The organism is Mycobacterium sp. DL99 (assembly GCF_004762045.1).
GTDB lineage: Bacteria > Actinomycetota > Actinomycetes > Mycobacteriales > Mycobacteriaceae > Mycobacterium.
Genome location: NZ_SJOM01000007.1, coordinates 3,330,187 through 3,349,158, shown reverse-complemented (window position 1 = coordinate 3,349,158; position 18,972 = coordinate 3,330,187). Strand labels below are relative to the sequence as shown.

Below are 18,972 nucleotides of genomic sequence, written 5' to 3'. Positions count from 1 at the left end.
GGGGAGTGCGCGCCCCGGGACCGTCAGGGAAAGCAAGCAGTTGTCACAGGCCCGGGACGTTGACCGTCGGTGCGTGCCTCATTGATCTGGTGGACGCGAACGCTGACCTCCAACTGGAAGCGGTCGGCGGGGTCCTTGAGCGACAGGCCCGTGAGTTCCTCGATGAGCTTGATCCGGTAGATCAGGGAGTGCCGATTGAGGTAGAGCGCTCGCGCGGCGGCGCTGATATTGGTGGCCTCGTTGAGGAGGATCTCCAACGTATGGACGAGTTGCCCTCGGCGTGTCTTGTCGTAGTCGATGAGCGGCTGCAAGGTCTCAAGGATGGTCGCCATGGACTGCGGATCCTGGCGCAGCACCTCAGCGAATTGACGTGAGCCGGCCGGCCGGCCGGGCAGGGCCGGCGGTACCGATGCCGTCACCGGGACGGACTGTCCGTCGACAGGAGGAAGCAACGCCCAACTCACGAGATTCTCGGGAAGCGCACTCAGCCGCTGCGCGGACGCGACCAACACGGAAACGGTGGACGCCGACGGGGCCGAGGAGAAGTGACACATCACGAGGTCATCGGTGACCGAAGAATGCACGGAGACACCGGCTGAGAGCGCCAACTCGTCGAGGGCTTCGCCGAACGCCGCGGCAAGGTCGTTCCAGCCGGCGTCTTCATGTTGGCGCCGTCCGATGGCCATTTCCACCTGTGAGCCGGGAATTGCGGGACTCAACAGTGGGAGCAGGCGTTTCTGCACATCGGCGAAGGCGATCTCCCATGGCAGAAGTACCACCGGGAACTCATGACGATCGGCGAGCGGAACCAGCGAGTTGAGGAGTTCGCGGACAGTGATCTCGGGGGGAGGGCTCAAGATGAGCCCCGCCGCATGGGAGGACACGAGATAAGCGAGGAACTCCCGGTTGCCCGGCTGCCGGATATCGGCACCGGTGCACAGCACGAGGTCGCCGGGGCGGATGAAGGACTCCGCAGGCGCGTGGATGATGTCCACCCAGGCGACTTCACGGGTAAGGCCGCGATGACCGGCGACCACGGAGCCCCGGTCCAAGGGCGCCACGGTCAAGGCCGCCGCCACGCTCAGCGGCGAGTCCTGGGACATGTCGCGCCTTCTCCTGATCTACCGTTGCGGCCCGCTTGTTCGTTGTTCTTGTCGGCGAGACCGCGGCGGCACACCCACACCCCCCGAGCTCGACGGTACCAGCGAATCGTGGGCGTTCTCGCAGCACGTGAGGGGCATGCTCGCGGACCGGAGAGTCCGCGAGCATGCCCTCATCGATCACACCGAGGACAGGTCCACGGTCGACCGTCGGCTGAGAAGCATCCCGACTCCGAAGAACACCAGCGGCATCACGCCGAAGATCACCGCGAGGGTGGAGCTGCCACCGACGATCAGGGTCAGATTCGACACAACCAGCACCAGCGCCCCGGCCAGGGCGAGCGTGGCTGCCGAACCCAACACCACCTGGCGGGTCGAGTCACCGCGGCGGCGGAAGAAGATCACCACGGAGATCGTCGTCAGTAACCACAGGATCGCCAGCGCGAGGATGCCCAGACCACCGAGCGGCCCGAAGATCTGCAGCACCGGGTCCAGCTTGAGCGCGACGAAGATGCCCATCATCACGAACGAGGCCACGGTGATGGCGATCGAAGCGTTCGACGGAGCGCCATGGCGGCCATGGACCTCGCCCAGACGCTTCGGGAAAACACCGCTCTGGCCCAGTGCGAAGGCGTAACGGGACGCGATGTTGTGGAAGGCCAGGGCACACGCGAAGACGCTGATGAACCAGAAGCCGGTGGTCAGGTCGCGCCCCAGCATGCCGAGGTACTGCTGCGCGGTGTTCACCATGAAGTTGTCTGGATCGGCCTCGGCCGCCGCGATGGCGTCCGGGCCACCGTTGCCCTCGATCAGTGCCCAGCTCGAGAAGGCGTAGAAGCTCGCCACGATGCCGACGGCCCAGTAGGTCGCCCGCGGGACGGTCCGGTCCGGGTCCTTGGCCTCGTCCCGGAAGACCGCGGTCGCCTCGACACCGACGAAGCCCCACAGGGCGTACAGCAGGGCGATCCCGAGCCCACCGGCGATGCCCTGGGCGTTGAACGAGTCGCCGGTGATCCCGTGCTCACCGCCCCGCAGAACGATGACCAGGTCGAGGACGACGAGGATGGCCACCTCCGACACCAGGAAGATGCCGAGGACCTTGGCGCTGAGGTCGATGTCGCGGTAACCCAGCCAGGCGACAACCGCGAGTACCAGCGCGGTGAGCAACCACCACGGGATGTCCGGTCCGCCGAACCGGGTGATGAGGCCGTTGAGGATGACCCCGTCATACGCCGAGACACCGAGGAGGGTGGCCATGTAGGCGGGAAGGGCAAGCACGGCGGCGCCGGCCCCGGCCGCACGGCCGAGTGCCATCTGGATGTACGCGTAGAACGCACCGGGATTGGTCACATACTTCGACATCGCGACGAAGGCGGCGGCAAAGAGCAGGAAGATCGCCCCTGCCACCAGAAACGCGACCGGAATACCCGTCGTCTTGCCGAGCACCATCGCGATCGGCACGTTGCCACCGATGGTCGACAGCGGTGCTGCGGCGGCCACAACCATCAGGACAATCGAGGGGACGCCGAGTCTTCCCCGCAATTTTGCGGGGCGACCGTCCGGTGATGGTTCGCTACTTCGTGAGTTGTCAGCGTCGACAACCTGGGTCATGCGCGGATCCCTTCCACTGCCACCGGGGCCGCAGATCGCCGGCTCCGTCGAGTACCGGTGAAGTCTGCGAGACGGACGTCTCGTGGGCCAGGGGTGGGACGGCTCTTTCCAACACCTTGTTGTAGGCCAGGTCACACCACTATCCGGATGTGGTGCCCGCATCACACAACTTGTTGGAAGGACTGCGTACGTCGTTGTTCGCACCCTGACGTTCGGTCAATGCTGTGCCCGTCAGGCAATCAGAGAGGCACGGCGACGGGCATGCACTTGAACAGCACCGACATCGAGCAGGATCATCGGCTGGGACGCATTCGGCTGTTGGACGAGCAGCGCGTCAACCTCGACGGGTTCGCCGAGCCCGACCCGGACCTGGGCATGATCTCGCACCTTTCGCCCTACGACCCGGCACCGTCCTGGGTCGTGGCCGACGACGGCAGCGTGCTGGAGATGGACTCGACCCCGGCCGCGAGCTTCGACACGATCGACGAGTTCATCGTGCGGTACGCCATCGACCACGCCGAGGCGCCGCGGTCGATGGCCATGGACGAGACCGATCTGGCGCGGATGATCGTGGATTCGAGCGTGCCCCGTGAGCAGGTGCTGCGGGTCTGTGCGGGACTGACCCCGGCCAAGATGGCTCGCGTCGTCGCGATGCTGCAACCGGTCGAGATCCAGATGGCGATGATGAAGATGCGCGCGCGCCGGACCCCGGCGAATCAGGCCCACGTCACCAATCGGCTCGACGATCCGTTGCTGATCGCCGCGGATGCGGCTACCGCCGTGGTCTACGGGTTCCGGGAGCTGGAGGCGACGGTGCCGGTGCTCGACGATGCCCCGGCCGTCGCGGTGGGGCTGCTGATCGGTTCCCAGGTGCCCGCGCCCGGTGCCCTGACCCAGTGCTCTGTCGAGGAGGCCCGCGAGCTGGAGCTGGGTGTGCGCGGGCTGGTGTCCTATGCCGAGACGGTGTCGGTGTACGGCACCGAGCAGGTCTTCACCGACGGCGACGACACCCCGTGGTCCAAGGCGTTCCTGACCTCGTCGTACGCCTCGCGCGGCATCAAGATGCGGTTGTCGAGTGGGGCCGGCTCCGAGGTACTCATGGGCCAGGCCGAGCGAAAGTCCATGAACTACTTGGAGTCTCGGTGCGTGGCGCTGGCCAAGGGCATCGGAGCGCAGGGCGTGCAGAACGGCGGTATCGACGGTGCGGGCATCACGGCCTCGGTGCCCGGAGGTGTTCGCGAACTGATAGCCGAGAACCTGATGGTCATGCTGCGCGGGCTGGAGTCGTGCAGCGGCAACGACAGTTTGATGTCCGAGTCGACGATGCGCCGGACCAGCCGGACGTTACCGGTGCTGCTGTCCGGCTCGGATTTCATCTTCTCGGGCTTTGGGTCCGTGTCCGCCTACGACAACATGTTCGGGCCTTCGAACTTCAATGCCGACGATCTCGACGACTACCTGGTGCTGCAGCGGGACTGGGGCGTCGACGGGGGATTGCGGTCGGTCGACCCGACCACGCTGGAGGCGATGCGGCGGCTGGCCGCCGAAGCCACCCGTGCGGTCTTCGAGTATCTCGGCCTCGCCGACTTCGACGACGATCACGTGGAAGCCGTTGTGGGAGCGCAAGGTTCCAAGGATCTGCCGGAGACCGACGGGGTCAAGGTGCTCAGCGCGGCCAGGATGATCGACCAGTCGGGGCTCACCGTGCTCGATATCGTCACCGCGCTCGCCGAGACCGGTTTCACCGACCTCGCCGACCGTGTGCTGGGCATGGCCAAGGCCAGAGTCACCGGCGACTACCTGCAGACTGCCGCCATCTTCGACGAGGAGATGAATGTGCTGTCGGCGCTGCAGGATCCGAACGACTACCGCGGACCCGGGACGGGCTATCGGCCATCACCGGAACGGCAGGCCCAGATCGACGCCGTCCGGCAGGCGAGGTCGGTGGCCGATCTGGTCAAGGAGCAGGCCACCTTCGCCCAGACGGAGCGGCTCGTTTCGGTCGGCGCCGCGCGGGTGGGCGACGACCCGCGGGACGTCGTCATCGGTGTCTCACCGGCGTTCGGCACCAAGTTGTTTCGGACACTTTCGGGCCTGACCATCTATGACGTGCTGGAACAGATCCTGGCCGGGCTCGAGGAGGAGCAGTGCGTGCCGCGACTGGTCCGGATCACCGACAGCATCGACCTCGGCGCGATCGGGAAGTCCGCGGCTCAGCTGTCCGGATCCGGCATCGCGGTCGGACTCCAGGCCAAGGGCACGACGATCATCCACCGGCGTGACCTCACACCGCTGGCCAATCTCGAATTGCTCAGCGTCGCACCGCTCATCACACCGGAGATGTACCGGCTCATCGGGATCAATGCCGGCCGGCACGCCAAGGGCGCTACTCCCGCCCCGATGCGCAACGCCTACACGGAGGAGGCGATCACCGCGAGATACCACACCAGGGTGGTGTCGATGGTCGCCATCGAGCGGGAGCAGTCCGAACACCGCGACGAGAACCGAAACCCCCACATCGAACTGGAGTTCACGCAATGACCGTCTCCTCACACTCCGGCCGGAGCGTCGCCGAGGTGACCGTCGAGGCTGCCCGCAACGGGGACCTTGCCCTTGACGACATCCGGATCAGCCGAGAGACCCTGCTCGTTCAGGCAGCTACTGCCGAGCGCACCGGGTCGGCACAGCTGGCCATGAATCTGCGGCGAGCGGCCGAGATGACCGCGCTGAGCTCTGACGACATGCTGTCGGCGTACGAGGCCCTTCGACCGGGTCGCTCCACGTTCGCCGAGTTGCAGGATCTTGCACAGAAGTTGGCCGGACAGCAGGCGCACATCTGCGCCGAATTCGTCCGCGAGGCCGCCGAGGTCTACCAACGGCGCGGCCTGCTGCGATGACCATCTGGGCCGGCGTCGACATCGGCAATTCCACCACCGAGGTGGTGCTCTGCCGTGCGGGCACCGAACTCGAGGTGTTGACCAGCGCGCGCACGCCGACGCGCGGCGGCAAGGGGTCGGTGCGGGCGGTCCAGGGAGCCGCACAGCTGGCACGACGGCTGGCCGAAGCGCACGGGCTGGCGATCGAACGGGCCGCGTTCGCCCCCACCGCTCCCGTGCGGTCGTCCGTCGAACGGGTCAAGCTGGAGACCCGGCGCACCGGGCGCCTCACCATCGCCACCCGGTCGGCGGCAACAACCGCGGGCGATGCCGTCGGGGTCGGTGTTCCCGTACCGGTTGACCGTCTCGGGACGGTCGACGGTCGCCCGGTCGTTGCCTGCGCGACCCGGGATTGGGGTTACCGCGAGGTGGCCGGCGCGGTGAATGCGGCAGTCGAGGATGGTCGGAACGTCGTTGCGGTGCTGACGGAGAACGACGAGGCCGTGCTGGTGTCGAACCGGCTCGGGGCCGCACTGCCGGTGGTTGATGATATCGATGTGCGGCAACTGCTTTCGGCAACGCTCATCGCTGTCGAGGTGCGCCAGGGCGTGGCTCCACTGCAGCACCTCACCGACCCGTTCTGGCTGGCCGATGTGTTCGGCCTGCGCGACGACGAACGGGTCGACGCCCGGGTCGTCGCGGACCGGCTCTTCGACAGCGCATGCGCGGTCGTTTCGCTCGACAGTTCTGCACCGGCGCTCGACACAACAACTCTGCGGACGACCGACCCAGCCTCCGAAGCCGGTGAACCGGCCGACCTGGTTCATGCCATCCATCTGGCTGATATTGCGGCACAGGCAAATTCACGACGGGGATCGGTCGCCGTCGACAGTGTGGTGATGGCCACCATGGGTGGTGCGGAGGCCCCGCCGGCCGGCGCAGATGTGCTCGGGGGAGTTCTCGGGGTTGATGTAACCCAAATCGACTCGGAGGCAGCCGCTGCGCGGGTCGGGGCCCTGACCACGCCCGGCGTCACCGACGGCGTCGTGGTGGTGGACGTCGGCGGCGGCACGGTGGACGTCGTCACGAACGGATCCCGCGTCGTCCTGCCCGGGGCGGGGCAACTGCTCACCACCGCCACCGCCAGCGCCCTCGACATCTCCAGAAGCGCCGCAGAGTACGCAAAACGCGCGGAGGCGGTCACGGCGGTCACCGTCCAACTCGTCGAGGATGAGCATGGCCGTCGCCAGTTTCTCGACAAGCCGATCAGCGGCCGGTGCACGGGGTGGCTGCTGACCTCGGCTCCCAGCGGCCTACTGCCGTTTACGTCGCGGATGTCCGGAACAGAATGGCGCAGTTGGCGACTCGCGGCCAAACGGCTGGTCATCGGCGGCAATGTGATGAGGGGACTGGAACAGGTGTCGGCCGGTGCAACCGGGGTGCTCCTGGTCGGCGGGGGAGCCAGCGACGATGAACTCGTCAGGGCGGTCAGTGAACAACTCGGCCATGAGGTCAGCGTCGGGCGGGGCAACGTGGGTGGACAGCTAGGCCATCGCTTTGCGGTGGCCTACGGGCTCGTCGTCATGGCGACGCGAGAGTAGACGCAAAGTCCCTACGCATCCTTGTCGGACTGCTCGTAGAGAATGCCGAGTCGGTCGATGCGCCACAGCTGACCGAGGACGATCAACGCGGCACCCGATGCTGTCGGCCACGGCTCGAGGGCAATCAACCCGTACACGAGCATGGCGAATCCGGCGAGCGCGTTCAAGGTCCAAATGCGTTGGACGACCTTGAATCCCTGTGGAATTCGGCTCCGATCGCGCATCCACATCCGCTCGCCGTAGATGCCCTTCGACGACCAGGCGGTCGGCTTGTCGATCGGCGCGAACGCGTGCGGGTTCCACCACAGCCACAGCGCGACCACCGCCAGTGGGACAAGTGCCCACCAGCCGATCCACGTGCGACTCCAGATCGCCAGGATCGCCGGGGGGATGGCCGCGAATCTGGTCCACACGCTCCACGGATTGGCATGGCGCCGCCACGCCTCGTCGCTCATCCCAGCCATGCGGGCGTACCTGTCCAGCAGGCTCATCGGAGCATTCCTCTCGCCAGTGTGCGGATAGTGGCGTCAAGCACGGCGTCGTAGCCGGGCTCGAAGCGGTCGCGGTGCATGACCACCAGGCCGATGGCGCGAATGACTTGGAGCAGTACGGCCGGTTCGATGTCGTCGACAAGGGCGCCCTCACGTTGTCCCGTCGTCAGATAGTCGAGCAGCGGCGTCACGAGATGCGGTGTGACACGAGCGATCTGATCGTTGCCGAGCCGGTCGGTTACGGCGTCGAGTTCCTCGGGTCGGGTAATCAGCCGTCGGTACATGGGATCGTCGGCCAGGGCGTCGGTGACACTGCGCAGGACTTTCACGAGTCCGTCCTCGCTCACCGGGGACTCGAGCGTGGCGGCGATGCGGGCGGCAACGCTCGGCGCCCGCTTCAGCATCACCTCGAGGTAGAGCGACTCCTTCGAGTCGAAGAAGGCATAGAAACTGCCTTTGGCGATGCCCACTGCCGCGACGAGGTCGTCGAGCGACGTCTGCTTCAGGCCCTGCGCGATGAACCGCTGCTCACCGGCGTCCAGTAGGGCGTCGTTGATTCGTTGTTTCTCGTTCTGCGTGAACGCTGTCGCCATGGCTATGACTCTTTCTAGAATGTAGTCATAGCCTACCTCTGCCTAGCGAGCTGCGCATCCACCTCGCGCCGCGACCGGGTCTCTGACGTCGGCGGCTGCGCTACGCGACCCATTCGTCGACTACCGTGGCCTCGGTGTCGACTTGTATCGCACTCTTACGACGGAGCCTTGGGGTGCAGGAACTTTCATTGTGAGGGATCCGGACGGCAATTTGATTCTGTTCGCGGCAGGAGCCGATTGAGGGCCGGCAGGACCGGTCTTCAGGGTTGGTCGAGATGGACGCGTTGCCGCTAGATGGCCCCAGGCGTGCCGGGCGGGCTCATCGACCCGTCGACATCCGGCACCATTGCCGGAGCCGGTATGCCGCCTTCGGCAGCGTTGTCACCGGGCATTCCGTCGTCTGGCACTTGGTCGTACATGCCGCCGAAGCAGTCCGGATTCCACCCCTCCGTCGCGCACGCCGGATCATCCGGGCTGACGGGGGATTCAGGAGTGGCGGGTATGCGGGGTGCTGCTGAAGCGACGGACGACATGTTCGCCGGAACCGCGCCCAGCACGAACACTCCAGCGATCGCCGCCACGGCTGCTCTCGTCAGTGCGTTTCGCGCCTCAGAAGCCATCATCCAACTCATCTGCCGCTCCCTTCGTCTGGGGCTCAAACGGGTCGGCTTGATGTTTGCCGTTGCCGAACCGTTGTCGCCATGCTCACAGCTCCGCACGTGCTGCGGGTGGAAATACGAACTTCGCTGGCAAAAACTGCAACGGCGCTTGAAGTTTGACGTGCATGTCAAAAACGAATGGGCCAACCACTACGAACGATCAGTGATTCCAGACAGCGGGTACGCACGGTGTGAGAGAAGTCGGGCGAATCCGGCTCTGGGTGCCTGCATATTCACTGGCCGGAAACGAGTACGCATCGATATGGTCCGATGATGGCCTCGGTCAAGCAGTTCCAAGTCACTTTCGACTGCGCAGATCCGGAGCGTGTCGCTCGGTTCTGGTGCGCCGTCCTGGGATACGTCGTCCCGCCGCCACCACCGGGGTTCGACGCATGGGCGGATTTCGATCGAACGCTGCCCCCTGAGAGTCAGGGTTCGATGTACGCCTGCGTGGATCCCTCAGGCATCGGTCCGAGACTGTTCTTCCAACGCGTTCCCGAAGGCAAGGTCGTGAAGAACCGCGTGCATCTTGACGTGCGGGTGGGCACCGGACTGGTCGGTCAGCAGCGTCTGGAGACGCTTGAGGCCGAGTGCGAGCGGTTGGTCGAGTTGGGCGCGGCGCGTGTGCGATTGCTGGCCGCCGACGGCATCAACGAGTCGTGCATCGTGATGCGGGACGTCGAGGGCAACGAGTTCTGTCTCGACTGACACCTCCAACTCACAGCGGAGCCGATGCCGGCGGGAGAGTATCGACGACGGGCGTGTTCTGCGCCGCGGCGACCCACCATTTCCCACCTTGCCGGACCAAGACGTACATCGCCATCTCGCTGAAACCACCGTCCAGCGCGCTGCGGCGAATCTGGGCAACCACTACGTCCGGTGCGGGATGGCTGACCTGTGCCGGTTCGAAGCGCGAAGCAGGAACGACCGGGGGACCACTCATCATCCGACGATGGATCGGGTTGAGATTCGAATAGCCCTGGAGCACCATCCCTTTTGGTGTGCCCCACAGGATGTCGGCTGCGAACATCTCGTCGTACACGTCAGCGTTTCCGGTTTCACCACCGCGCTGGAGATGGTTGATCAGATCGCGCACCGCCTGATCGCCGTCAACGGTTGGGGCATTCAGGTATGGACGCTGCGTCGTCATGGCTCAACCGTAGAATCCCAAGCGCACTTGAGGTCAAGGAGTTTCAAGGCTCGACTACCGTGCGGTGGCGTCGTCGATCTGTTCGCGCAGGATGTCGCCGTGACCTGCGTGCCGGGCGAATTCCTCGCTCATGGCAAGCAGAGTCCATCGCATGCTGACCCGGCCCTCGCGGGGATTGTCCTTGGTGTCATCGAGGTCGAACTGGGAGGCGATCGCGCGTGACCGGCGGCTTGCGCGCTCGAACTCGGCGATGACGTCGGCCAGTGACTCGTTGTCGGCGACGGCGAAGGTGCCCTCGTCGCGGTTCGAGTATCCGTCGCATTGAGATTCGCCGAGTCCTGCCCAGAACCGTTGGAACCAGATCCGTTCCGCGGCGGCGGCATGCTTGATCAACGAGATCGGCGTCGTCAACGACGCAACGAGCCGTCGGCGGGCGTCCGCATCGGACAGGCCGCGTACGGTGTCGACCAGCGCCTCGCGGTTGCGGTCGAGCATGTTCTCGATGATCGCTCGCTCTTCTCCATCGGTGATTCGGTTGGTACTCATGTGATTTCACTCCGTTCTGCAACGTGTTGGGCAGGCGCGGTCGACATCGGTCCGCCGAACGCTGCGGACCGCGGGTACGGCGATCGGTGTCGGAGGGGGAAGAGGTGCCCGCGTCAGGGGACGGCCCAGGAGCGCTCGCCGCGAGGATGGCGGACCGAGCATGGACGATGCGTGCTGCATCGGTATGGAAGCTTCGACCCGTCAGGAAGACCTGCCGTCTAGGTCAGTATGTGGGTCCGCCGGCGTCCTGGCAATGTTCCGAGGCCAGGGCACCTGAGCACCACCGCGAAGTCCGGGGCCGGCCACCATGCTCGTGGTGAGAGGGTATCGGCGACCTGGTGCGGACCGGCCACCGATACCCTCTCACGTCACACCGGAGAAGCGCTGTCCGTCTGTCCGAGGTGTCGGGGGAAGAACCGAGTGTCTATCCGGCCATCAGTTGGCACCTGGTGATGCCCGCCCGGGAAGGCGTGTAACGCCTTGTCCTGCGAGGCGAACGCGTCGAACAACTCGAGACCGAATTCGCGCGGGATTTCCTTGTCGTCCAACGGGAGCAGGTACTCGATGGGGATGGTTACCCGTGCTGCGGCGTCGAGCAGAGCGTCGTGCGCCGACACCCAACCGAAGACCGCCGCGGCGATCCGAGGCTCGGTCGCTGCCAGCGTTATCCCAACCGCACCGGACAGTGACGCTCCGGAGTAGCCGATCGGTGCCTGCACACCGATTTCGGGCAGCGCTTGCACGGCGTCGATGGCTACCTGCCATTCCGGGACAGCGCGCTCGGCCACCGATTGGCAGTAATCGGCGAGGATCCGGCCGAACGCGGGACTGCCTTCGTCACGTGCCTGGCGAAAATCGGTGATCAGGCGCTGGTCTTGTGGGCTTCGCGGCCGATCACCGTGCCCGGGCAAGTCGATAGAGACGACGTGGAAACCGTCAGCGGTCACCGCGGAATGGGCCCGGGCTACGTGCTGCGGGGCTTTCGTGTCCATGCCGCCGGGATGGCCGGCCAGGATCAGGGGAGCGCCCTGAGTATCGGAGTCCGGTGACCAGAGCACACCGGTGACGCCGTCCAGGGTAAAAGTGCGTTCAATGACGCCGTTCGAGGTTGTCTGCGAGGTGAAATGCATGGTGTTGCCTTTCGGTATTGCCGTTGGTCAGGCGCTCCCGGCGACACCTTCGTCGATCCCTCAACCGTGAACACGAGTGGGGAGCACCCACATGGTTGCTGCGTACATGGGTCTCACCTCCTCGCGTCATCTCACGGTTCCGGCGCACGGTATCAACGTGAAGGTGGACCCGTCCAACGGTTTTTCTCGTCGCTCGGCGCACCGGCTGCGGTCAGGCCGGCGATTGCATCAGCGATCTCCTCGGCCATGGCAGGGCTGCCGGTGTGACCCGCATCGTCGATGATCTTCAGTTTCGCCGCGGGCCAAGCCTGCGCGAGTTCCCACGCCGTGAGCAACGGTCCTGACAGGTCGAGACGTCCGTGAATCAGCACTCCCGGAATCTCGGCCAGCCGGTGTGCGTCCCGCAACAGTTGTCCGTGGTCGAGCCACGCGTTGTGAGCGAAGTAGTGCGCGCAGATACGGACAAACGCCAACTTCGCCGTGTCCGGCTTGTCGCTGTATTGTCCTGGCTTACCGAGGTTTTCATGTGCGATCACGGCGTCTTCCCACGCACACCAGTTCACGGCGGCCTGCTCGCGGGTAGCGCGATCAGGACTTTCCATGAGCTTTCGATACGCCTCGACGAGGTTGCTGTCGCGCGCTTCGGCAGGCACGCCAGAGCGGAAACGTTCCCATTCGGCAGGCAGCAGCAGACGGAGGCCGCGGTAGAGCCAGTCGATCTCCTGCGGCCGGCTCATCGTTACTCCGACCAGGATGATGCCGGTAACGCGTTCGGGATGGCGCTGCGCATAGGCAAGGATCAGCGTGGATGCCCACGATCCGCCGTAGAGCAGCCACCGGTCAATGCCCAGATGCTCACGGAGGAGTTCCATGTCGGCCAGCAGATGTTCGGTGGTGTTGCACCCCATGTCGGTAGTGGGATCGGCAGCGCTGGGGACACTGTCGCCGCATCCTCGCTGGTCGAACGAGATGACGCGAAACTGTTCGGGATCGAATGACTTGTGAGCGTTGCGCGATCGTCCTGACCCCGGCCCACCATGAACAATCAACACCGGGCGGCCGGCCGGATTGCCCCTGCACTGCCAGTACATGCGGTTGCCGTCACCGACATCGAGCAGACCCTCGTCATGGACCGGGAACTCACGGAACGATTCGGCAGCCACAAGTTGTGACGGTACTGCGCCGTCAGCCCCGGGGTGATCCACCGAAGTAGACCGGCTTGTCGGTCGTCGGAGGCAAGATGTCCACCGTGACGCTGTTCAGTGACGACGACCCCGGCTACCTCGCCTGGCTCGCCGACCATCCTGATGGCTACGTGATCAACATTGCCCGTAGCCGCAGCGTGGCGGCCGCGCGTGTGCACCGTGCGGGTTGCCGGACGATCCGCGGTGAGAACCCTGTCGGGGGCGGGTGGACCAGGCAGTACGTGAAAAAGTGCGCGGATCAGCTGGCCGAGCTCGAGCAGTGGGCGATACACGAAGTGGGGCAGCATATCCCGCCGTGCGGGGCCTGCCACCCACATGGCGTTGCTGCGCAACCCACTTCAGTCAAGAAGGTCAACCAGACGTTCGGCTCCCCGTTGCCCGACGGGGGCTGCGAGGTCCGCGGGCCGACGGCGGATCGGCCCGTGGTCGAGGCATGGGCCGATGATTACATCCGCTTCGAGCGTCGGCCCGCCTGGCAAGAGCGGCTGCGGACCGAGATCCGGGATGGCTGTGGGCGGCTCGAACCCTCGGCTGGGCAGGTACTGCAGGCAACGTAATTCGGCGCCAAGCCTCCCAACGCCGACGTGGAGAACCTCGTGCTCTACAACATCGATTCGTTCCGGGTCGCCGGCGGCAACGGCATCCGCTTCGAGCAGGGGGCCGTCGCACCATCGGCTCCATCCAGGACGGAGTATCCGTTCTGCTACCGCTACGCGCTGGTGCCCGGATCGGGCGGCTTCGACAGTTGGCGGCAGGGGAGAACGGTTGCATCGTTCGACTGGACCGACCTGGGCGCCTTCGCAGGCGACAAGAAGCTGGCACAGGTGTGGCTAGCGCTCGCCCGCGGCCGGGACGACCATGACGTGGCCGAGCCGGCGGTCGCGCCCGACATGGCCTTCGCCGTCAAAGTCCGGGTCCGGCCACCGCACGGGCGTGAGCCGGTGTGGGGCGGATTGGTGAAGGGAGTATTCGACGGCGTGATCTCCGCGTTCCAGGCTCACACCGACACGGCCATCCTGCCTGACGTTTCAAGACGAATCGCGAAAGTCCTTCCGGCAGAACCGGAAGAGATCGAGAAACTCCTGCTTGACGAAAGTCGGGCGGTGCTGGGCGCTGTGCGGCAGCTCGTCAGGCCTTTCGGTGCAGGCGTGCAGTGGCACCCAACCGACCACCTGTGCGTTGCCGGCGAATTGCTCGCTGCTGATCCGGAAGGTGCGCACTGGGCGATCAAAGGTGAGATCGTCGAGGTATCCCGCTGAGACGGCGGTCAACCGGTGGTGAGAATGTTCGCCGGCCAGCGGTGGCGATGCGGTGTGAGCCGAGAAAGTAGATGTAGGTCGCTACAAGGCTTTCAGTTGCCGGCAGCCAGGTGTCTCTCAGTCAACGCTCGCATACTGATGCTGTGCCGCCCAACGGTTCAGCGACAACCGAGCCGCCAGTTCCGACCCCGATGCCTCCGATCCCGGATCCCGATTTCAGCCGTTTTGGGCATGGGATCTCGCTGCTTGGCGGTTGGTTGCCGCTGAGCGTCGAGATCGCGACGCTCGTGGTGCTGGTCGTCGCGATCGGATGGCGGACGCGACGTTGGCGGACACTCTGGATACCTATCTGCGTGGCAGTCGCTGCCCTCGCCGCGTTCGCGGCTCGCGCGTATATGAACTCGCAAGGGCTGGCCTCCGACCCGGCACCGATCACACTGTGGGTGTGGACTGCGGTGTTCGCCGGTTCCGTGGCGGTGGCGATCGTGGGTTTTCGCGGCACCCGATGGTGGCGGCGGACTTTGTCTGCATCGGCCGTCCCGTTGACGTTGATCTGTACGTTGCTCGTGCTCAACGGGTGGGTCGGCTATTACCCGACAGTGCAGCGTGCGTGGGGAGATCTCACCTCGGGCCCCCTTCCGGACGAGACAGATGCAGCCGCGCTTGCCGGCATGCGCAATACCCAGCCCGACACGGGGAAGGTTGTGCCGATTGACATTCCCTCCGACGCAAGCGGATTCACGCACAGACGTGAGTATGTCTACCTGCCACCGGCCTGGTTCAGCGGTGCCACTCCACCGTCCCTGCCAGTCGTCATGATGATCGCAGGGGAGTTCAGCAATCCGACGAACTGGATGCGCACCGGAAACGCGATCGGCGTGATCGACAGCTTCGCCAGAGGACACGGGGGAGCGGCGCCGATCTTCGTTTTTGTCGATTCCAGCGGGAGCTTCAACAACGACACAGAGTGCGTCAACGGTCCGCGCGGAAACGCCGCTGACCACTTGACAATGGATGTGCGTCCGTACGTGATTTCGCGCTTCGCCGCTTCATCGGACGCTGCGAACTGGGGCGTGGTCGGGTGGTCGATGGGAGGCACGTGTGCGATCGACCTGACGGTCATGCACTCCGACATGTTCCAGACGTTCGACGACATAGGGGGTGACCGGGGACCGAATTCGGGCACCGAGGAGCAGACGATCAGCCGACTTTACGGTGGCAATGCCGATGCGTGGGCGACATTCGACCCGCGAACGGTCATGGCCAAGCACGGGCCGTACGTGGGAGTGGCGGGGTATTTCGACGACTCGCAGGAGCCGGCCGACGACAAGACGAAAAATCTGCCGAACCGTCCCGATCAACATCGTGCGCCTGTCGGTTTCGGTGGCCACGACGACGCCGACGAGTTCCGAGAGAAGGGGGCCCTACCCGATCTGTGCGCGGCAGCCGTCGCGGTCGGCATTGGTTGTTCGCTGCGCGTGTATCCCGGCTACCACACATGGCAATTCGCGGCCACGGCGTTCGCCAATGCGCTGCCGTGGCTGGCGCATCGCGTGCATGTCCCCGGCGCTTAGACGTTCTCCGGTGCGGGCGACTTCCTCGAACTCGCTCACGGCCCGTCAGCGTCGACGGTAATCTCCCAGCGTGACGGTTAATCGTCGCAAAATCTTGGGCGGAGCGGGCCTGGCAGGCGCCGCGGCCGCAACCGGTGTGGGCGTTGACCGCCTGATCATCTCCACCGGCACCGGCGATGGCCCTGACAAGGAAACCCCAATGTCCGATGATGCTGCGCGCTTTGGCGACCCCCGCCTACCCGCCGAGACGATCACCTCGCAATCACACTTGTTCCATCTTGGCGCTTCGCCCAAAAGCACGCATGACGGCGGCTGGTACCAACAAGCCAACGAGGACAACTTTCCGATCCTCAAGGGGCAGGAGGCCAGCCTCCTGCTGCTCACATTGCAGCCTGGGGGAATCCGCGAGCCGCACTGGCATCCGAGTGCGTGGGAACTCAACATCGTTACCAGCGGAGTGGCGACCTGGATTGTCATCGACGGGAACGGGAACTACGAGCAGTTCGAGCAGCATGTCAATGACATCGTTTTCGCGCCCCAAGGTTCATTTCACTACTTTGAGAACCGCGGCCCCGACGACATGACAATAATCATCATCCAGAACACCAGTGCGCCCGAAGACAAAGACAATATCGGTATCGGTGAGTCCCTCAGCAGGCTTCCACCGCGGGTGCTGTCCGCCGTATTCGGCGTTCCCGCAGAGACATTCAGCTCCTTCAAAAAGATCGACAACGCCATCGTAATCTTGCGATCGCCGTAGCCGAAACTCATCGCGATGGACGCCGGGATCTGTAGCAACTGAAGAACGATCACGTATCGACGGCTGAGAATCAGCAACCCGGTCGATACTCTGAGGCGATGGTCGATGATTGTCCGTGGGAGCCGCCACTGGCGGGAACAGAGGCGGAGCACCTCATCGGTGCGCTGGAGCGGCTGCGAGCCACCTTCCGATGGAAGGTGGGCGGCCTGGACTCCTCGGGATTACAGGTTCGGGTCGGCGTGTCCCCGTTGACTCTTGGGGGGTTGACCAAGCACTTGGCGCGGGCCGAGGCGGAGCGCTTCGGCCCCATGCTCGACGGGTCGCCGATTGGATCACCATGGGATACCGCGGACTGGGATACCGATCCGGACTGGGACTTCAATTCGGCCGCTGATGACACCCCAGAACAGCTCTATGCGTTGTGGGATGGCACCGTGGCACGATCCAGGGACAAACTCCAAACTGTGCTTGTCGCAGATGGTTTGAACCAGCTTGTGGACCTCGCATGGCCTGACGGTCGACGAGCCAGCCTGCGGCGCAGCGTCTGCGACATGATCGAGGAGTACGGGCGCCACACCGGCCATGCAGATTTGATCCGCGAGAGTGTTGACGGTTTGGTGGGCGAAGATCCGCCCGCTGGCTGGCGGCCGGCTGAGTTGGGGTGATCTGATCGAGGTGTCGACGTCGCGTGGCACGTGCGAAAAGGCTGCGGGATGGTGGCGGGAGGCACTGTCTCGACGAACGCGCCTGCCGCGGCGGCGAGTTCGCGGCACATACGCCCTCACCGGTGTGTTTGAACAACCAGCCGCCGTGCCCCTCGATCACGGTGCACAACACCTTCATGAGCGGCGAGCTCCGCCCGCATCCCCTCCCCATGTGGGCGCACCCGGATCAGCCCTTCCAGACCACCTTGTCAGTGCCGCCGGAGTCCCGGTAAACGACGCTGTCGGGAACGGTGCCCCCGCGTACGTCGAAGTAGATCCGCCCGGTTGTCTGGGCGCCCGGCGCGATCGGTTGGTTGGCAAGGCCGTCCGTCTGGTTTCCCTTCATGTCCGCGTAGGTGGAGCTGTTGACAGCTCGGGCGTTGAAATCGGAAATGTTCGGCGTTGGGGAGCCGCTCGCGGCTCGGGCCGTCACCTCGGAGTACCAGATGCCGTCGTTGTGACCGCTGGGCTGCAAGCTACTCACGGTGTAGTCGATCGCGCCACCTGAACTGGGAATCTCTGCCGTTTGGCCGAACTGGAGCACTTCCGGGTCGGCGAACGCCGGTGGGGCCGCGAAGACTCCGGCCGCCGCGATTCCAGCGGCAGCTGCCGTTGTTTTCAATGCGATGTGCGAGAACGTCATGTCATGCTCCCTTCACCCAGGTTCCCGCTGCCAGGAAATGACTACGTTCTGTTCCGCTGAGTGCGTATCCAAATTCAGGGATTTCAAACCTCCCCGTTTCCAGCCGGTGGCCAGGTTTCTCTCACCAAGCTCTCCTTCCATGCCGCGGGAGCAGTGGTCGTGCAGGCGGCCGCGGCTTGTCGGCGCGATAGTCCAGGCGACGGCAAATCGTAAAATCGGCTCATGAGTGAAGTACTCGATGAGGGGCCGTTCTTTCACGGCACCAAGGCAGAACTGCGCCCCGGTGACCACCTGACGGCCGGATACAACTCGAACTATCGGCCCGAGGTCGTCATGAATCACATCTACTTCACTGCCTTGCGCGACGGCGCCGGACTCGCCGCAGAGGTTGCAGCACTGGAGGAATCGACACCACACGTCTACGAGGTCGTTCCCACCGGGCCCTTTGAGGATGACCCGAATGTCACGGACAAGAAGTTCCCGGGCAACCCGACGCGATCGTTTCGAAGCGAAGCACCACTTCGTGTGGTGCGCGAAGTCACCGACTGGGCGCGGCTGACGCCGGAGGCACTACTGATGTGGAAGGACCGGCTGGCCTCGATCCGTGCCGACGAACGAGGCGAGATCATCAACTGAAAGAGGAAGTCCGCCAGATATTTTGCGAGAAGCGCCGGACAACCTGAGGCGGGGCACGCGGAATGCTGACGCTGGCGATTCGGACTGTCGAGTTCACCCACCGAGTCATCAACCGGGACTCCGGCCTGGATGCCTGAGACGTCGGTGACGCAAACCGTCACGACAAGCCTCTCGGCAAACGCAAAACCAATGAACCATCAGGACTGCAGGAGCCTCTGGTGGTCGTGGCTGTACTGGGGTTTTGCCAGATAACGGATGATCCAATAGAGTGCTCGGCTAATTACTATTATGCCGTAGCACCAGGCAAGGTGACGCGCATCACATCGTGGCAAACCGGGGTGGTAGTTGCCACGGATGTGACGGGTCGGCGGCAGGTTAACCCCTGCTTCGCAGCAGCTGTAACTCACGCAGCAAACTCTTGCTGGCACACATCT

21 protein-coding genes are annotated in these 18,972 nt (G+C 64.6%); 11 read left to right on the top strand and 10 right to left on the bottom strand.

The features are described 5' to 3' along the window. Nucleotides 1–23: 23 nt before the first annotated feature. Both EYZ64_RS16480 and EYZ64_RS16475 read right to left on the bottom strand, forming a co-directional pair. Nucleotides 24–1,103 (bottom strand): PucR family transcriptional regulator, encoded by a 1,080-nt coding sequence (locus tag EYZ64_RS16480; protein WP_135454812.1) that lies wholly within the window; start codon nucleotides 1,101–1,103, stop codon nucleotides 24–26. Between the two features lie 177 nt (nucleotides 1,104–1,280). Next, nucleotides 1,281–2,606: an APC family permease gene (locus EYZ64_RS16475; RefSeq protein ID WP_286174992.1), complete on the bottom strand. Its 1,326-nt coding sequence runs from the start codon at nucleotides 2,604–2,606 to the stop codon at nucleotides 1,281–1,283. A gap of 366 nt (nucleotides 2,607–2,972) precedes the next feature. Between EYZ64_RS16475 and EYZ64_RS16470 the strand changes: the two genes are divergently transcribed. The 3 genes from EYZ64_RS16470 to EYZ64_RS16460 are packed head-to-tail and all read left to right on the top strand — an operon-like array spanning nucleotide 2,973 to nucleotide 7,188. Beyond that, complete coding sequence (locus tag EYZ64_RS16470; RefSeq protein ID WP_135454808.1) at nucleotides 2,973–5,252, top strand: propanediol/glycerol family dehydratase large subunit; 2,280 nt, start codon at nucleotides 2,973–2,975, stop codon at nucleotides 5,250–5,252. Then, nucleotides 5,249–5,608 carry a diol dehydratase small subunit gene (locus EYZ64_RS16465; RefSeq protein WP_135454806.1) on the top strand — a complete coding sequence of 120 codons (360 nt, stop codon included), beginning with the start codon at nucleotides 5,249–5,251 and terminating at the stop codon, nucleotides 5,606–5,608. Before EYZ64_RS16470 ends, EYZ64_RS16465 begins: the two co-directional genes overlap by 4 nt. Then, nucleotides 5,605–7,188, top strand: coding sequence for a diol dehydratase reactivase ATPase-like domain-containing protein (locus EYZ64_RS16460; RefSeq protein ID WP_135454804.1), 1,584 nt, complete (start codon nucleotides 5,605–5,607; stop codon nucleotides 7,186–7,188). Before EYZ64_RS16465 ends, EYZ64_RS16460 begins: the two co-directional genes overlap by 4 nt. An 11-nt stretch (nucleotides 7,189–7,199) precedes the next feature. Here the strand turns inward: EYZ64_RS16460 and EYZ64_RS16455 are convergent, their stop codons facing one another. Next, nucleotides 7,200–7,679 carry a DUF6653 family protein gene (locus EYZ64_RS16455; RefSeq protein ID WP_135454802.1) on the bottom strand — a complete coding sequence of 160 codons (480 nt, stop codon included), beginning with the start codon at nucleotides 7,677–7,679 and terminating at the stop codon, nucleotides 7,200–7,202. Further along, complete coding sequence (locus EYZ64_RS16450; protein WP_135454800.1) at nucleotides 7,676–8,272, bottom strand: TetR/AcrR family transcriptional regulator; 597 nt, start codon at nucleotides 8,270–8,272, stop codon at nucleotides 7,676–7,678. The genes EYZ64_RS16455 and EYZ64_RS16450 overlap by 4 nt, the downstream gene beginning before the upstream one ends. Before the next feature lie 142 nt (nucleotides 8,273–8,414). Here EYZ64_RS16450 and EYZ64_RS32670 point away from each other — a divergent pair, with 142 nt between their 5' ends. Further along, complete coding sequence (locus tag EYZ64_RS32670) at nucleotides 8,415–8,513, top strand: VOC family protein (RefSeq protein WP_353653678.1); 99 nt, start codon at nucleotides 8,415–8,417, stop codon at nucleotides 8,511–8,513. Between the two features lie 49 nt (nucleotides 8,514–8,562). Here EYZ64_RS32670 and EYZ64_RS16440 read toward each other — a convergent pair whose 3' ends face one another. Beyond that, nucleotides 8,563–8,904: a hypothetical protein gene (locus EYZ64_RS16440; protein WP_135454799.1), complete on the bottom strand. Its 342-nt coding sequence runs from the start codon at nucleotides 8,902–8,904 to the stop codon at nucleotides 8,563–8,565. Between the two features lie 300 nt (nucleotides 8,905–9,204). On the opposite strand from EYZ64_RS16440, the gene EYZ64_RS16435 reads away from it, so the two are divergent. Beyond that, nucleotides 9,205–9,639 (top strand): VOC family protein, encoded by a 435-nt coding sequence (locus EYZ64_RS16435; protein ID WP_135454797.1) that lies wholly within the window; start codon nucleotides 9,205–9,207, stop codon nucleotides 9,637–9,639. A gap of 10 nt (nucleotides 9,640–9,649) precedes the next feature. On the opposite strand, the gene EYZ64_RS16430 is transcribed toward EYZ64_RS16435, so the two are convergent. The 4 genes from EYZ64_RS16430 to pip form a co-directional block, all read right to left on the bottom strand. Beyond that, entirely contained in the window at nucleotides 9,650–10,081 is a 432-nt protein-coding gene (locus EYZ64_RS16430) for an SgcJ/EcaC family oxidoreductase (protein ID WP_135454795.1), read from the bottom strand. Between the two features lie 54 nt (nucleotides 10,082–10,135). Beyond that, nucleotides 10,136–10,627, bottom strand: a complete 492-nt coding sequence (locus EYZ64_RS16425) for a DinB family protein (RefSeq protein WP_135454793.1) — start codon at nucleotides 10,625–10,627, stop codon at nucleotides 10,136–10,138. A 368-nt stretch (nucleotides 10,628–10,995) separates the two neighbouring features. After that, the gene (locus tag EYZ64_RS16420; protein WP_135454791.1) at nucleotides 10,996–11,757 is read right to left on the bottom strand and encodes an alpha/beta hydrolase family protein; all 762 of its coding nucleotides are present in this window, start codon (nucleotides 11,755–11,757) and stop codon (nucleotides 10,996–10,998) included. 152 nt (nucleotides 11,758–11,909) lie between these two features. Next, nucleotides 11,910–12,920 carry a prolyl aminopeptidase gene (gene pip / locus EYZ64_RS16415; protein ID WP_286174987.1) on the bottom strand — a complete coding sequence of 337 codons (1,011 nt, stop codon included), beginning with the start codon at nucleotides 12,918–12,920 and terminating at the stop codon, nucleotides 11,910–11,912. A gap of 56 nt (nucleotides 12,921–12,976) precedes the next feature. On the opposite strand from pip, the gene EYZ64_RS16410 reads away from it, so the two are divergent. From EYZ64_RS16410 to EYZ64_RS16390, 5 genes are all read left to right on the top strand, one after another. Continuing rightward, nucleotides 12,977–13,519, top strand: a complete 543-nt coding sequence (locus EYZ64_RS16410; RefSeq protein WP_135454786.1) for a hypothetical protein — start codon at nucleotides 12,977–12,979, stop codon at nucleotides 13,517–13,519. A gap of 27 nt (nucleotides 13,520–13,546) precedes the next feature. Then, nucleotides 13,547–14,221: a hypothetical protein gene (locus EYZ64_RS16405; RefSeq protein ID WP_167857854.1), complete on the top strand. Its 675-nt coding sequence runs from the start codon at nucleotides 13,547–13,549 to the stop codon at nucleotides 14,219–14,221. A gap of 191 nt (nucleotides 14,222–14,412) precedes the next feature. Beyond that, entirely contained in the window at nucleotides 14,413–15,795 is a 1,383-nt protein-coding gene (locus tag EYZ64_RS16400) for an alpha/beta hydrolase-fold protein (protein WP_135460055.1), read from the top strand. Between the two features lie 70 nt (nucleotides 15,796–15,865). Then, nucleotides 15,866–16,555, top strand: a complete 690-nt coding sequence (locus EYZ64_RS16395; RefSeq protein WP_135454783.1) for a cupin domain-containing protein — start codon at nucleotides 15,866–15,868, stop codon at nucleotides 16,553–16,555. A 98-nt stretch (nucleotides 16,556–16,653) separates the two neighbouring features. After that, the gene (locus tag EYZ64_RS16390; protein ID WP_135454781.1) at nucleotides 16,654–17,220 is read left to right on the top strand and encodes a mycothiol transferase; all 567 of its coding nucleotides are present in this window, start codon (nucleotides 16,654–16,656) and stop codon (nucleotides 17,218–17,220) included. Nucleotides 17,221–17,446: 226 nt separating this feature from the next. Here EYZ64_RS16390 and EYZ64_RS16385 read toward each other — a convergent pair whose 3' ends face one another. Then, nucleotides 17,447–17,902 carry a DUF1942 domain-containing protein gene (locus EYZ64_RS16385; protein WP_135454779.1) on the bottom strand — a complete coding sequence of 152 codons (456 nt, stop codon included), beginning with the start codon at nucleotides 17,900–17,902 and terminating at the stop codon, nucleotides 17,447–17,449. A 222-nt stretch (nucleotides 17,903–18,124) separates the two neighbouring features. On the opposite strand from EYZ64_RS16385, the gene arr reads away from it, so the two are divergent. After that, a complete protein-coding gene (gene arr, locus EYZ64_RS16380; protein WP_135454776.1) occupies nucleotides 18,125–18,538 on the top strand; it encodes an NAD(+)--rifampin ADP-ribosyltransferase in 414 nt (137 codons plus the stop codon). Nucleotides 18,539–18,972: the final 434 nt, after the last annotated feature.